Annotated in this window: 9 protein-coding genes, 4 tRNA genes and 2 pseudogenes; 2 read left to right on the top strand and 13 right to left on the bottom strand. The window is 58.6% G+C overall.

Translation table 11 applies throughout. The features are described from left to right. Positions 1–9: 9 nt before the first annotated feature. Positions 10–1,185, top strand: a complete 1,176-nt coding sequence (locus AO268_RS14205) for an MFS transporter (RefSeq protein ID WP_076962629.1) — start codon at positions 10–12, stop codon at positions 1,183–1,185. 64 nt (positions 1,186–1,249) lie between these two features. Here AO268_RS14205 and AO268_RS14200 read toward each other — a convergent pair whose 3' ends face one another. From AO268_RS14200 to AO268_RS14155, 10 genes are all read right to left on the bottom strand, one after another. Further along, positions 1,250–3,121, bottom strand: coding sequence for a SurA N-terminal domain-containing protein (locus tag AO268_RS14200; protein WP_099169018.1), 1,872 nt, complete (start codon positions 3,119–3,121; stop codon positions 1,250–1,252). A gap of 229 nt (positions 3,122–3,350) precedes the next feature. Next, positions 3,351–3,623 (bottom strand): HU family DNA-binding protein, encoded by a 273-nt coding sequence (locus tag AO268_RS14195; RefSeq protein ID WP_003174819.1) that lies wholly within the window; start codon positions 3,621–3,623, stop codon positions 3,351–3,353. Between the two features lie 146 nt (positions 3,624–3,769). Beyond that, entirely contained in the window at positions 3,770–6,166 is a 2,397-nt protein-coding gene (lon, locus tag AO268_RS14190) for an endopeptidase La (protein ID WP_099169017.1), read from the bottom strand. A gap of 160 nt (positions 6,167–6,326) precedes the next feature. Further along, positions 6,327–7,610 (bottom strand): ATP-dependent Clp protease ATP-binding subunit ClpX, encoded by a 1,284-nt coding sequence (gene clpX, locus AO268_RS14185; RefSeq protein WP_076962626.1) that lies wholly within the window; start codon positions 7,608–7,610, stop codon positions 6,327–6,329. A gap of 112 nt (positions 7,611–7,722) precedes the next feature. Further along, positions 7,723–8,358 (bottom strand): ATP-dependent Clp endopeptidase proteolytic subunit ClpP, encoded by a 636-nt coding sequence (clpP, locus tag AO268_RS14180; protein WP_029298421.1) that lies wholly within the window; start codon positions 8,356–8,358, stop codon positions 7,723–7,725. A gap of 92 nt (positions 8,359–8,450) precedes the next feature. Continuing rightward, complete coding sequence (gene tig, locus AO268_RS14175) at positions 8,451–9,761, bottom strand: trigger factor (RefSeq protein WP_099169016.1); 1,311 nt, start codon at positions 9,759–9,761, stop codon at positions 8,451–8,453. Positions 9,762–10,147: 386 nt separating this feature from the next. Further along, positions 10,148–10,223 (bottom strand) — tRNA-His (locus AO268_RS14170). 77 nt (positions 10,224–10,300) lie between these two features. Then, positions 10,301–10,385: transfer RNA gene (locus AO268_RS14165), tRNA-Leu, on the bottom strand. 58 nt (positions 10,386–10,443) lie between these two features. Continuing rightward, positions 10,444–10,519 (bottom strand) — tRNA-His (locus tag AO268_RS14160). Between the two features lie 32 nt (positions 10,520–10,551). Beyond that, positions 10,552–10,628 (bottom strand) — tRNA-Arg (locus AO268_RS14155). A gap of 280 nt (positions 10,629–10,908) precedes the next feature. On the opposite strand from AO268_RS14155, the gene folD reads away from it, so the two are divergent. Further along, complete coding sequence (folD, locus tag AO268_RS14150; protein WP_099169015.1) at positions 10,909–11,763, top strand: bifunctional methylenetetrahydrofolate dehydrogenase/methenyltetrahydrofolate cyclohydrolase FolD; 855 nt, start codon at positions 10,909–10,911, stop codon at positions 11,761–11,763. A gap of 255 nt (positions 11,764–12,018) precedes the next feature. On the opposite strand, the gene AO268_RS33765 is transcribed toward folD, so the two are convergent. The 3 genes and pseudogenes from AO268_RS33765 to AO268_RS14140 all read right to left on the bottom strand — a co-directional run. Beyond that, the gene (locus AO268_RS33765) at positions 12,019–12,807 is read right to left on the bottom strand and encodes a methyl-accepting chemotaxis protein (protein WP_373562130.1); all 789 of its coding nucleotides are present in this window, start codon (positions 12,805–12,807) and stop codon (positions 12,019–12,021) included. Between the two features lie 66 nt (positions 12,808–12,873). Beyond that, positions 12,874–13,644 (bottom strand): annotated as a pseudogene (locus AO268_RS33760) (MCP four helix bundle domain-containing protein); the annotation flags it as partial. A gap of 17 nt (positions 13,645–13,661) precedes the next feature. Further along, positions 13,662–13,773, bottom strand: a pseudogene (locus tag AO268_RS14140) (IS30 family transposase); the annotation flags it as partial.

The raw sequence follows: 13,773 nt of genomic DNA, 5'->3' as shown, positions 1-13,773 counted from the left end.
CCGAGCCCCATGAATGACTGCAGTACACCGCAATGCCTGCCCAGCCAGCGCGAACGATTGCCCCTGGCGGGTTTGCTGGCGCTGGCCACCGCTGGCTTCATCACCATCCTCACCGAGGCGATGCCCGCAGGCCTGCTGCCCCAGATGAGTACTGGCCTGGGCGTTTCCGAAGCGCTGGTGGGCCAGCTTGTCACGCTGTATGCCCTGGGCTCATTGCTGGCCGCCATCCCGCTGACCATCGCCACCCGTGGTTGGCGCCGCCGCCCCTTGCTGCTGATGGCCATTGGTGGTTTTGCGCTGGTCAACAGTGTCACGGCGCTATCAAGCGTGTATTGGCTGACCCTGGTCGCACGGTTGTTGGCCGGGGTGTTCGCGGGCCTGCTCTGGGCACTGTTGGCGGGGTATGCCAGCCGCATGGTGGCGCCGCACCTGCAGGGCCGGGCGATTGCCGTGGCGATGCTGGGCGCGCCGCTGGCGCTGTCCCTCGGGGTGCCCGCCGGGACCTTCCTTGGCACGGCGGTAGGCTGGCGCTTGAGCTTTGCGATCATGAGCGGGCTGACCGTGCTGCTACTGGTGTGGGTCCGCTGGCAGGTGCCGGATTTTGCCGGGCAACGTGCGCAGCAGCGCCTGGGCTTGCGCCAGGTATTGCACTTGCCGGGGGTGCGCCCGGTGCTCTGGGTGACCTTTACCTACGTGCTGGCGCATAACATTCTGTACACCTATATCGCGCCGTTCCTGATGCCCGCCGGGCTTGGCGCCGACATTGACCAGGTGCTGCTGGTATTTGGCCTGGCCGCGCTGATGGGCATCTGGATCGTCGGCCTGTTGATCGACCGCCTGCTGCAGGGCTTGCTGGTGCTCAGTTGCGCGCTGTTTGCCGCTGCGGCATTGGCCCTGGGGCTGTGGGTCGCCGCTACCGAGGTCGTCTACCTGTCAGTCGCCGTCTGGGGCCTGGCATTTGGCGGCCTGCCCGCCTTGCTGCAAACCGCGCTGGCCAAGGCGGCCGGTGACTCGGCGGATGCCGCCCAGTCGATGCTGGTGACGGTGTGGAACCTGGGGATTGCCGGCGGTGGCCTACTGGGCGGCGTGTTGCTTCAAGGGTGGGGCGTGGTGTCCTTTCCCTGGACCGTTGCCGGCCTGGCCATGCTGGCGTTGATCACGACCCTACAGCTTCGCCGCACCTGACCCACAGGCAAAAAAAGACCCCGGTTTTCAGGCCGGGGTCTTTTTTTGAGGCGGTATCACACGATCAGAAACGCTTGATATCAGCCTTGGCTTCCAGTTCCTTGCGGAACGCTGCGAAGTCTTGCTGGCCGACCCGCGAGGCGAGGAAGCGACGATATTGCTCCTTCTCTTCATCGCTTGGTGCGGCACCTTCGTTGACGCTGTTCAAGCGCACGATCATCAGGCTGCCATCCGGCAGGGTCACGTCGGTAAAGGTCGGTTTGTCCTTCGCCGCCGGCTTGGCCATGCGGAACAGGGCCTGCAGCACGGCAGGCTCAACGCCTTCCTGGCCACGGGTGGCGGCTTCGGTGACTTTCCAGGCCTGGCCATCAACGGCCTTGTCCAGCGCCAGCTTGCCATCGCGCAGGTTGGCGATCAGCTCGTCAGCGTGGGCCTTCGCCGCAGCGCTTGCACGCTCCTTGGTCAACTGGGCACGGATGGCAGTCGCCACGCTGTCCAGTGGCAGTTGCTCCGGCTTGCGGTGCTCCTTGGCGCGCAGGACCACGATGGTTTCCGGATCCAGCTCGATGGCAGTGCTGTTGGCACCCTCATCCAGCACTTCAGGGCTGAAAGCCGCCTGGATCACCGCACGATTGGCCGTGATGCCTTCGCCACCTTCACGGCCAAACGGCGCCGAGGTGTGCACGGTCAGTTTCAGGTCCGACGCCGGCTGGGCCAGGTCGGAAGCCTCAAATGCCGCATCTTCCAGTTGCTTGGTCGCCTCGACGAAGCGCTGCTCCACTTGCTGGGTCTTCAGCTCGCGGGTCAGCTTGTCTTTGAGGCTGGCGAACGAAGGCACTTCTGGCGCCTCAACACCCAACAGCTTGATCAGGTGCCAGCCGAAGCTGGAGCGTACCGGTGCCGAGACCTGATCCTTGTTCAAGGCATACAGGGCGGTTTCAAACTCAGGATCGTAGACGCCAGGGCCTGCAAAACCCAGGTCGCCGCCATTGTTGGCCGAACCTGGATCCTGGGAGAACTCCTTGGCCAGGGCCTCGAAGCTTTCGCCCTTGGCCAGGCGCGCCTGGACGTCTTCGATCTTGGCCTTGGCCTGCGCCTCGGTCACCTTGTCGTTGACTTCGATCAGGATATGCGCGGCACGACGCTGTTCAGCGAGGTTGGCGGTTTCTTTCTCGTACAGGGCCTGCAGTTCATCGTCCTTGACCGTTACCTGGTCAAAGAACGAAGCCTTCTTCAGCTCCAGATAGTCGATGACGACCTGGTCCGGGGTCATGAACTCCTTAGCGCGCTGGTCGTAGTATGCCTTGACCTCGTCGTCGGTGAGCTTCACCGCTGCCGGGTCGGCCTTGATGCTGACGGTGGCAAAATCACGGGTCTGTTTATCCAGACGCGCGAAGTTCAGCACTTCCTGGTCGGTGACGAAACCGCTGCCGGCAATGCCTAAACGCAACTGCTCGATCAGCATTTGCTGCGTCATCATCTGGCGGAATTGCATGCGGCTGTAGCCCGCCTGACGAATCGCCTGGTCGAAACGCTCAGCGTTGAACTTGCCCTCTACCTGGAATTCCGGCATTTGCAGGAGCATTTGGTCCAGGGCCGCTTCCGAGAAGGAGAACTTCGAGTCGGCCGCGCCTTGCAGCAACAGCTTGCGGTCGATCAGGCCCTTGAGGGCCGCTTCGCGCAGCATTTTTTCATCCAGCAAGGACGCGTCGAAGTCCTTGCCCAGTTGTTGCATCAGTTGCCGACGTTGCGAGTCGACAGCCTGGCTCAGCTCGTTTTGACTGATTTCTTCACCATTGACCTTGGCCGCGTCCTGGCTGTTGGTCGTCGCCTGGAAAATGGCCTCGATACCGGTGAAAGCCATCAATACAACGATGAGCCCGATAATGGTCTTGGCAATCCAGCCTTGTGAATTGTCCCTGATATTCTGCAGCATGCGTCCCCCAGAAACGGTTGAACTTCAAAATTAGGCAACCGTGGAGCGTGGGTAGAATCCGGATAGAAGAAAGGCGCATCCGAGGATGCGCCTTCTCGTAACTGGCGGAACGGACGGGTGTTGAACCCGCCCCCCGGCGTCGCGACCCAATGGATACCTGGGTCAGTTGCCGCTCCGCTGCCAGGCCAGACCTGCGTCCAGCCCGGATAGGCAAAGGCTTGAGCGAAGCTTAGTTAACGGCTTCTTTCAGGGCTTTACCGGCTTTGAAACCTGGTTTCTTGGCAGCAGCGATTTGCAGTGCTTTGCCAGTCTGTGGGTTACGGCCAGTGCGAGCTGGACGATCGGTCACAGAGAAAGTACCGAAACCTACCAGTACCACGGAGTCGCCGGCCTTGAGAGCGCCAGTGACGGATTCGATTACTGCGTCCAGCGCACGGCCAGCAGCGGCTTTCGGGATATCAGCAGATGCGGCGATAGCATCAATCAGTTCCGACTTGTTCACTCTAAGTCCCCTTATATCTATTGAGTATGATTCTAAGTTTTTTGGTGAAAGCAAAAACCAGTGCTGAATGGCCTACAGACACTTAAGAGCCGCTTTATAACAAGGGCTCTAAAAAGCTGTCAAGGAAGCCACCCGGCTTAAACGTATTAATGCGTGCTAATTCTTTCCTTAGAGTCTGTCTCGCGTTTTTCGTCCTTCGCGACTATCTCGGGAGCCACATCCGGCAAGGGCTCCGGCGCGTATTGCAGCGCAATTTGCAGGACCTCGTCAATCCATTTAACCGGTTTAATCTGCAGATCCTGCTTAATGTTGTCAGGAATTTCCTTCAAGTCGCGGACATTCTCTTCCGGAATGATCACGATCTTTATGCCACCACGGTGGGCGGCCAGCAGTTTTTCCTTGAGGCCACCAATGGCCAATACCTGGCCACGCAGGGTGATCTCCCCGGTCATGGCGACATCGGCACGCACCGGGATGCCGGTCAGGGCCGAAACCAGGGCCGTACACATGCCTACGCCAGCGCTGGGGCCGTCTTTGGGGGTAGCCCCTTCCGGCATATGGATGTGGGTGTCGTGCTTCTGGTGGAAGTCCTGGGGGATCCCCAGGCTGCGGGCGCGACTGCGCACTACGGTCTGCGCGGCCGTGATGGACTCGACCATCACATCCCCCAGGGAACCGGTCTTGATCAGTTGCCCCTTGCCCGGAATCACCGCGGCCTCGATCGTCAGCAATTCGCCGCCCACCTGGGTCCACGCCAGGCCAGTCACCTGCCCGACCTGATCCTGCTGCTCGGCCAGGCCGTAGCGGAATTTACGCACGCCCAGGAAGTGTTCCAGGTCATCGGCCGTGACCTTCACCGAGAAGCGTTTTTCCAGGGCATGTTCCTTGACCGCCTTGCGGCAGATCTTCGCCAACTGGCGCTCAAGGCCCCGTACACCGGCCTCGCGGGTGTAGTAACGAATGATGTCGCGGATCGCCTCGACCTCGAATTCGATCTCGCCCTTCTTCAGGCCATTGGCCGCAATCTGCTTGGGCGCGAGGTATTTGACGGCGATATTGATCTTTTCGTCTTCGGTGTAGCCCGGCAGACGAATCACCTCCATCCGGTCCAGCAGGGCGGGTGGAATGTTCATGGAGTTGGAGGTGCACAGGAACATTACATCGGACAGGTCGTAGTCGACTTCCAGGTAATGGTCGTTGAAATTGTGGTTCTGCTCGGGGTCGAGCACTTCCAGCAGGGCCGATGCCGGATCGCCACGCATGTCGCTGCCCATTTTGTCGATTTCATCGAGCAGGAACAGCGGGTTTCGCACGCCAACCTTTGTCATCTTTTGAATCAATCTTCCTGGCATCGAGCCGATATAAGTCCGGCGATGACCACGGATTTCCGCTTCATCACGCACGCCACCCAAGGCCATGCGCACGAATTTACGGTTGGTGGCATTGGCGATCGACTCGGCCAACGAGGTTTTACCCACGCCAGGAGGACCGACCAGGCACAACACCGGGCCACGGATCTTCTTCACGCGCTTCTGCACGGCGAGGTATTCGAGGATACGTTCCTTGACCTCTTCCAGGCCGTAGTGGTCGGCGTCGAGGATATCTTCGGCACGCGCCAGGTCCAGGCGCACCTTGGTCTGGGCCTTCCACGGCACCTGCACCAGCCAGTCGATGTAGGAACGAACCACGGTGGCTTCGGCCGACATCGGCGACATTTGCTTGAGTTTGTTCAGCTCGGCAGTGGCTTTGGTCAGCGCGTCTTTAGGTAAGCCTGCGGCATCGATGCGCTTTTTCAGCTCTTCGATTTCATTGTGGCCTTCTTCGCTGTCGCCGAGTTCTTTCTGAATGGCCTTCATCTGCTCATTCAGGTAGTACTCGCGCTGGCTGCGCTCCATCTGTTTCTTGACGCGACCGCGAATGCGCTTCTCGACCTGCAACAGGTCAATCTCGGCATCCAGCAGGGCCAGGACGTGCTCGACCCGGGTCGACAGGTCGATGATTTCGAGGATGTCCTGCTTCTGCTCGATCTTCAGCGCCATGTGCGCGGCCATGGTGTCGACCAGGCGGCTTGGCTCATCGATGCTGTTGAGGGAGGACAGGACTTCAGCCGGGACTTTCTTGCCCAGTTGCACGTATTGCTCGAACTGGGACAGTAGGCTGCGTACAAACACTTCGGACTCGCGCTCCGGCGCATCGACTTCGTCGATCAACGCCACTTCTGCACGCAGGTGGCCATCCACCTCCATGAAGCGCTCGACCGCACCGCGCTGCTCGCCTTCGACCAGCACCTTGACGGTGCCATCCGGCAGTTTGAGCAATTGCAGGACGGTTGCAACGGTGCCGACGCGATACAGGGCGTCTTCGCCTGGATCGTCGTCAGCCGGATTTCTCTGGGCCAACAGCAGGATCTGCTTGTCGCCCGTCATCGCGGCCTCGAGGGCTTCGATAGACTTCTCGCGCCCCACGAACAGCGGGATAACCATGTGCGGATACACAACCACATCGCGCAATGGCAGGAGAGGCAATTCAATGGTTGTCTTCATGATTTCGCCTCTATGACAGATGAAAGTAAGCTTGAAGCCAAGATGGGGGCTGCGTGCAAAAAAAACAAGCTCAATGCTGGCAGTTACACACAGTAAAAATTTCCATGAAAAACAAAGGGGCCCCTAGAGGCCCCTTGTCTGTACCGAAACGGCGAAACGCTTACGCGTCTGGCGCAGCCTTGGCCGCCGGCTCACTGTTTTCGTAGATATACAGTGGCTTGGACTTACCTTCGATAACGCTTTCGTCGATCACCACTTTACTCACCTCGGACTGCGAGGGGATTTCGTACATGGTGTCGAGCAATACGCCTTCGAGAATCGAACGCAAACCGCGTGCACCGGTCTTGCGCTCCAGTGCCCGCTTGGCCACCGATTTGAGCGCGTCAGAACGGAACTCAAGGTCCACGCCTTCCATCTCGAACAGCTTGGCGTATTGCTTGGTCAGGGCGTTTTTCGGCTCGGTGAGGATCTGAATCAGCGCAGCCTCATCCAGCTCGTCCAACGTGGCCAGGACCGGCAGACGGCCAACGAATTCCGGGATCAGACCGAACTTGACCAGATCGTCAGGCTCGACTTCACGCAGGGACTCGCCCACCTTCTTGCCTTCTTCCTTGCTGCGCACTTCTGCACTGAAACCGATGCCGCCACGGGTGGAACGGTTTTGAATAACCTTTTCCAGGCCGGAGAACGCACCGCCACAGATAAACAGGATGTTACGCGTATCAACCTGCAGGAATTCCTGCTGCGGGTGCTTACGGCCGCCTTGAGGCGGTACGGAAGCGACCGTGCCTTCAATCAGCTTGAGCAGGGCTTGCTGCACGCCTTCACCGGAAACATCCCGGGTGATCGACGGGTTGTCGGACTTGCGCGAAATCTTGTCGATTTCATCGATATAGACAATACCCATCTGGGCCTTCTCTACGTCGTAGTCGCACTTCTGCAGCAGTTTCTGAATGATGTTCTCGACATCTTCACCTACGTAACCCGCCTCGGTGAGGGTGGTGGCGTCGGCGATGGTAAACGGAACGTTCAGCAGGCGAGCGAGGGTTTCTGCAAGCAGGGTTTTACCCGAGCCTGTAGGACCGATCAGCAAGATGTTGCTCTTGCCGAGTTCGACTTCGTCGCCTTTCTTGTCACGCTGGTTCAAGCGCTTGTAGTGGTTGTACACCGCTACGGCCAGAACCTTCTTTGCACGCTCTTGACCAATCACGTACTGGTCAAGGATGCCGCTGATTTCTTTAGGCGAAGGCAATTTATGCGCGCTGCTCTCGGCCTGTGCCTCCTGCACCTCCTCACGGATGATGTCATTGCACAGGTCGACGCACTCGTCGCAGATAAAGACCGAGGGGCCGGCAATCAATTTGCGCACTTCATGCTGGCTTTTGCCACAGAAGGAGCAATAGAGCAGCTTGCCGTTGTCCTCGCCGTTGCGGGTGTCAGTCATTCGTTCGATCCAAATCCGATAGGCTTGCAACACAAGATGAAGGCTTATGCGGGCTTTTTCAAGCCCGCCGGTGGTCGGACATGCCGACCAGCCCTATTTTGAGCTGCTTATATTAAGCGGGGCGCTTGTCGATCACGGCGTCGATCAGCCCGTATTCACGCGCGGCTTCGGCACTCATGAAGTTGTCACGGTTGGTATCGCGCTCGATTTCTTCCAGGGTGTGCCCGCTGTGCTTGGCCATCAGCGTGTTGAGACGCTCGCGGATAAACAGGATTTCCTTGGCGTGGATCTCGATGTCCGACGCCTGGCCCTGGAAACCGCCCAGTGGCTGGTGAATCATCACACGCGAGTTGGGCAGGCAGAAACGCTTGCCTTCGGCACCCGCCGTCAGCAGGAATGCCCCCATGCTGCAGGCCTGGCCGATGCACGTGGTGGATACGTTCGGCTTGATGAACTGCATGGTGTCGTAGATCGACATGCCCGCCGTCACCGAACCGCCTGGGGAGTTGATGTAGAGATGGATGTCCTTGTCCGGGTTTTCCGCTTCAAGGAACAGCAGTTGCGCACAGATCAGGTTGGCCATGTAGTCCTCTACCGGACCAACCAGAAAGATCACTCGCTCCTTGAGCAGGCGCGAGTAGATGTCATAGGCGCGTTCGCCACGAGCAGATTGCTCGACAACCATCGGGACCAGGCCGCCTGCGGCCTGGATATCAGAGTTCTGCTGAATATACGAATTACGGAACATGCTCTGCAGTTACTCCCAAATAGTCATGTCTTGAATACGCATAAGCCAGCGCGAGGCTGGCTTATGGGTGTATTTTCAAACGAGTTGGACAATCAGTCGGCTTGTGCTGCTTCTGCCGGCTTGACTGCTTCTTCGTAAGAGACCGCTTTGTCGGTCACCTTAGCCTTCTGCAGAACAGTATCTACAACTTGCTCTTCCAGCACAACCGAACGGACTTCGTTCAGTTGCTGGTCATTCTTGTAGTACCAAGCCACGACCTGCTCAGGCTCCTGGTAGGCCGAAGCCATTTCCTGGATCATTTCGCGAACGCGGTCTTCGTCTGGCTTGAGGTCGAATTGCTTGACCACTTCCGCGACGATCAGGCCCAGCACGACGCGGCGCTTGGCTTGCTCTTCAAACAGCTCGGCCGGCAGTTGATCAGGCTTGATGTTGCCACCGAACTGCTGGACAGCTTGTACGCGCAGGCGATCCACTTCGTTGGACAGCAGGGCCTTAGGCACTTCGATCGGGTTGGCGGCCAGCAGACCGTCCATGACCTGGTTCTTGACCTTGGACTTGATGGCCTGGCGCAGCTCACGCTCCATGTTCTTGCGAACTTCGGTGCGGAAACCTTCGATACCGGTTTCCTTGATACCGAACTGGGCGAAGAACTCTTCGTTCAGCTCTGGCAGCTTAGGCTCGGAAACGCTGTTGACGGTCACGGTGAACTCGGCGGCTTTGCCAGCCAGGTCCAGGTTCTGGTAGTCCGCCGGGAACGTCAGGCTCAGAACGCGCTCTTCGCCGGCCTTAGCGCCAACCAGACCGTCTTCAAAACCCGGGATCATGCGGTTGGAGCCCAGTACCAACTGGGTGCCCTTGGCCGAACCACCGGCGAAGACTTCGCCGTCAACCTTGCCCACGAAATCGATATTCAGCTGGTCTTCGTTCTGGGCAGCGCGATCGGCCACTTCAAAACGGGTGTTCTGCTTGCGCAGGATTTCCAGCATATTGTCCAAGTCGGCATCAGCCACTTCGGCGCTCAGGCGCTCGATTTCGATACCGTCGAAGCCTGCCACGGTGAACTCTGGGAACACCTCGAATACGGCAACGTATTCCAGGTCCTTGCCCGCTTCCAGGGACTTGGGCTCGATCGAAGGCGAGCCTGCCGGGTTCAGCTTTTGCTCGACAACGGCTTCGTAGAAGGAAGCCTGGATCACATCACCTACAGCATCTTGACGTGCGTCAGCACCAAAACGGCGCTTGATTTCGCTCATCGGCACTTTGCCTGGACGGAAACCAGCGATCTTGGCCTTCTGGGCAGTCTGCTGCAGACGCTTGTTGACCGCGGTCTCGATGCGCTCGGCCGGCACGGTGATGCTCATGCGGCGCTCGATAGCAGTAGTATTTTCAACAGAAACTTGCATGGATATTCCTCGTTGCACAGACGTTAGCCGGCCGTTTCCGACCCAAGAATCAAGGGCATGCATTCTAGTGGGTCAAACTCAAGAAGTCACCCTACTGAAAACGGGTTAAAAAACAGCAGGCAATTTACAGGTACGAATGCACGAATGCTCCTCGCCCCAGTGACAAATACAGCCCATCACGCCAGGGCCCTGTGCCGCCCCTTCTATATATAGAAGACACCAGCAACCTCCTCCCTGGCAGCCAACCCTGCACGCAAGGCCGGCGGGTAGTTCAGCATCATCGAGAAACAAAAATACGACGAAACGCCCTACCCCTGCGACCCGGAGCCGCAAACCGCTAAAACAAAAAAGGCGCCAGACTGTTAAATCTGGCGCCTTTCGGAATATGGGGTGGACGAAGGGGATCGAACCCTCGACAACGGGAGTCACAATCCCGTGCTCTACCAACTGAGCTACGCCCACCATATTGCGTGACAAAGAAGCCAATCGCCTTCTCTGTTAAGCACCAACCCAGCCCATGGCAAGGGTGACGCTGTATTTGGTGCGGATGAAGAGACTCGAACTCTTACGCCTCGCGGCGCTGGAACCTAAATCCAGTGTGTCTACCAATTCCACCACATCCGCGGCTTGAAGCTTTTAAAACAAAGGCGCCAGACCGTTAAATCTGGCGCCTTTTCAAATATGGGGTGGACGAAGGGGATCGAACCCTCGACAACGGGAGTCACAATCCCGTGCTCTACCAACTGAGCTACGCCCACCATCTTGCGCTACTTGTGCCAAAGCTGCCTAATGGCGCACCCGGCAGGACTCGAACCTGCGACCATCCGCTTAGAAGGCGGATGCTCTATCCAGCTGAGCTACGGGCGCCTGATTAATCTGTACTCTTGGAGGACTACAAACTAAATGCTTCCAGCCTTACACAATAAAACAGCCATTGCGCTCGACCTTCTTAACCAGTGCTAGGCTGTGCCCGACAAGTGCGACGAATAGTATAGACGCCCCCAGGGGCCGTCAAATCTTTTTTGAAAAAAATTCATTTTATTTAAGGGGTTAGGGGAATTTACAGACCAAGCGCCTTTGCCCTCACGTCCTGGCGTGCGAGAATGCGCGCACTTTTCCTCCCCCTCTCGATGGTTAATCACGCGTAATGACTGCACAACTTATCGACGGCAAATCAATCGCCGCCAGCCTGCGCCAGCAGATCGCCAAACGTGTCGCCGAGCGTCGCAAGCTTGGGCTGCGCACGCCGGGGCTCGCGGTGATCCTGGTCGGCAGCGATCCCGCCTCCCAGGTTTATGTCTCGCACAAGCGTAAAGACTGTGAAGAGGTCGGCTTTATTTCCAAGGCCTACGACTTGCCTTGCGACACCACCCAACAGGCCCTGACCGACCTGATCGACGGCCTCAACGACGACCCGAACATCGACGGCATCCTCCTGCAATTGCCACTGCCGGAGCATCTGGATGCCTCCCTGCTGCTGGAGCGTATCCGCCCCGACAAAGACGTCGACGGTTTCCACCCTTACAACGTCGGTCGCCTGGCCCAGCGCATTCCCCTGCTACGCCCCTGCACACCGAAGGGCATCATGACCCTGCTGGAAAGCACCGGCGTGAACCTGTACGGCCTGGATGCCGTGGTCGTGGGCGCGTCCAACATTGTTGGCCGTCCGATGGCCATGGAGTTGCTGTTGGCCGGCTGCACCGTGACCGTCACCCACCGCTTCACCCATGACCTGGCGGGCCACGTTGGCCGTGCCGACCTGGTAGTAGTCGCCGCCGGCAAGCCGGGCCTGGTCAAGGGCGAGTGGATCAAGGAAGGCGCGATCGTGATCGATGTCGGTATCAACCGTCAGGACGACGGCAAATTGGTCGGCGACGTAGTGTACGAAACCGCCCTGCCCCGTGCTGGCTGGATTACCCCGGTGCCGGGTGGCGTAGGCCCGATGACCCGTGCCTGCCTGCTGGAAAATACGCTGTACGCGGCTGAAACCCTGCATAGCTGAGACCTTAGGGCGCAATGCTGCTCGCTTAAGTCTTCGAGATTACGCCGGGGCTTCCAAGAAATCCGCAGCCAGATCTCTGGCTGCGGATTTTTTAGGCCTGTTCAATGGCATCTGTTCAAGCCTGGTGACGTACACCCACCTTGGCCGTCACAGCCAAGCAATACTGCGCTTTTCCGAAAATGAAGCCCCCATACCCTATAGTGGTTAGCGTCATACTTCCTCCTCAAGGCCTACCACAAGCAGGCACAGGCCATGTCAGACCTTGAAGCGCGCCACTAAGCGATTCAGTTCAATCGCCAGGCCGGCCATCTCACCACAGGCGCTGGCGGTCTGACTGGCGCCCGCCGAGCTCTGGACTGATAGTTCGCGGATACTGGTCAGGTTTTGATCGGCCTCGCGGGCCACCTGTGCCTGCTCTTCCGAGGCGGTGGCGATCAACAGGTTGCGCTCGTTTATCTGGGTGATGGCCTCGGCGATCTGCTTAAGCGACAGGTCGGCGCTCTGCGCCACGGAGATTGAGCTGCTGGCCATCTGAGCACTGACGCTCATGGCACTCACTGCGTGGGTCGAATCGCTCTGAATCGCGCTGATCATCTGTTCGATTTCCTGGGTCGACTGCTGGGTGCGGTGGGCCAGGGCCCGCACTTCATCAGCAACCACCGCAAACCCACGACCTTGCTCGCCGGCGCGGGCGGCTTCAATGGCTGCGTTCAGCGCCAGCAGGTTGGTCTGCTCGGCAATCGCGCGAATGACCTCGACCACCTTGCTGATGTCCTGGGCCCTGCCGGACAAGGCCTTGACTTGATCCCCAGTACTCGCCACGTTGCTGGCCAGACTTTCGATGGCTTTGAGGGTCTGCGCCACGTTCTCGATACCCGAGTGGGTGAATGCCATGGACTCTCGCGAAGATTGGGCGGCGGCTTCGGCGTTGCGTGCCACCTCGTCCACCGCAGCGCTCATTTCGGTCACCGCGGTGGCGGCCTGATTGACTTCATCGTTCTGCCGCACCAGCCCACGGCTGGCATCTTCGGTCACAGCGGTCATTTCTTCAGAGGCCGACGCCAGTTGGGTGGCAGAGTCAGCGATACTGGCGATGGTTTCCCGCAGGTTGCTCTGCATCTTCGCCAAGGCAGCCAGCAGGCGGCCGGCTTCATCGCGACCACTGACCCCAATCTCCCGGGACAGGTCGCTACCGGCAATGCGCTCGGCCACGGCCAGGGCATCGCTGATAGGCGAGGTAATGCTACGGGTCAACACCGTAGCCAGTACTACGGTGAGCATTACGGTCACCACCAGCAGGCCAATCACCAACGTTACGCCGTTGCTGTAGATCGAGGCGGCATCCAGGCCTGCACGCTTCGCACCCTCCTCGTTAAAGGCCGAGAGTTTGTCCATCTTTTCCTGCAGGGCGTTGGTCATCGGGCTGATGCGGGTATTGATCAGGCTAATGGCTGCGGCGTTGTCGCCACTTCGCAGCAACGGTTCCAGCTCATCCACTAGCTTGAAATACTGCTGCACATCGGTGGCCACCGCCTGGTAGAGCTCACGCTCTGCCGGCCCGGTAATCAAGGGGACGTAATTGCTGATGGTGCCCTGTAGCGTACTACGGTAGCCACCCAACGAAGCGATGCGCGTTTGGCGCACTTGCTCGTCGGTAGTCACAGTGATGCGGATGCTTTCAAGACGCAGGCGCAAGACACCTGCCTGCATCTTGCCGATCTCACGGATGCTCGCCATCCAATTAGTTTCGACATCCTGCTCCGCGTCTCGAAGCTTGTCCATTTGCATCAAGGCGACAATGCCCAGAGCAAAAACCACCAGGACAATGAGCGAGAAGAAGATGGCAGACCTTGGAGCAAGGTTTATAGTCCTGACGTTCATTTTTTATCTCCCTGAATTCAACACATAAGTGCAACGCTCACCCCTGTATGCACTTCGTACGGCGTCTTCCAGCCCAAGCGCTTGCGCGGGCGTAGATTGATCCTCGCTACTGTCCGATTGACGGCTTCG

The sequence above is a fragment of the Pseudomonas sp. ICMP 8385 genome (assembly GCF_002699915.1).
Lineage (GTDB): Bacteria > Pseudomonadota > Gammaproteobacteria > Pseudomonadales > Pseudomonadaceae > Aquipseudomonas > Aquipseudomonas gessardii.
This window is presented reverse-complemented; position numbering and strand designations above follow the sequence as displayed.

Excerpts from the sequence above, each read along its gene's own strand:
- folD (WP_099169015.1), top strand. The coding sequence starts at position 10,909 with ATGACTGCACAACTTATCGACGGCAAATCAATCGCCGCCAGCCTGCGC.
- AO268_RS14205 (WP_076962629.1), top strand. The coding sequence starts at position 10 with ATGAATGACTGCAGTACACCGCAATGCCTGCCCAGCCAGCGCGAACGA.
- tig (WP_099169016.1), bottom strand. The coding sequence starts at position 9,761 with ATGCAAGTTTCTGTTGAAAATACTACTGCTATCGAGCGCCGCATGAGC.
- AO268_RS33765 (WP_373562130.1), bottom strand. The coding sequence starts at position 12,807 with ATGACCGCTGTGACCGAAGATGCCAGCCGTGGGCTGGTGCGGCAGAAC.
- clpP (WP_029298421.1), bottom strand. The coding sequence starts at position 8,358 with ATGTTCCGTAATTCGTATATTCAGCAGAACTCTGATATCCAGGCCGCA.
- AO268_RS14200 (WP_099169018.1), bottom strand. The coding sequence starts at position 3,121 with ATGCTGCAGAATATCAGGGACAATTCACAAGGCTGGATTGCCAAGACC.
- lon (WP_099169017.1), bottom strand. The coding sequence starts at position 6,166 with ATGAAGACAACCATTGAATTGCCTCTCCTGCCATTGCGCGATGTGGTT.
- clpX (WP_076962626.1), bottom strand. The coding sequence starts at position 7,610 with ATGACTGACACCCGCAACGGCGAGGACAACGGCAAGCTGCTCTATTGC.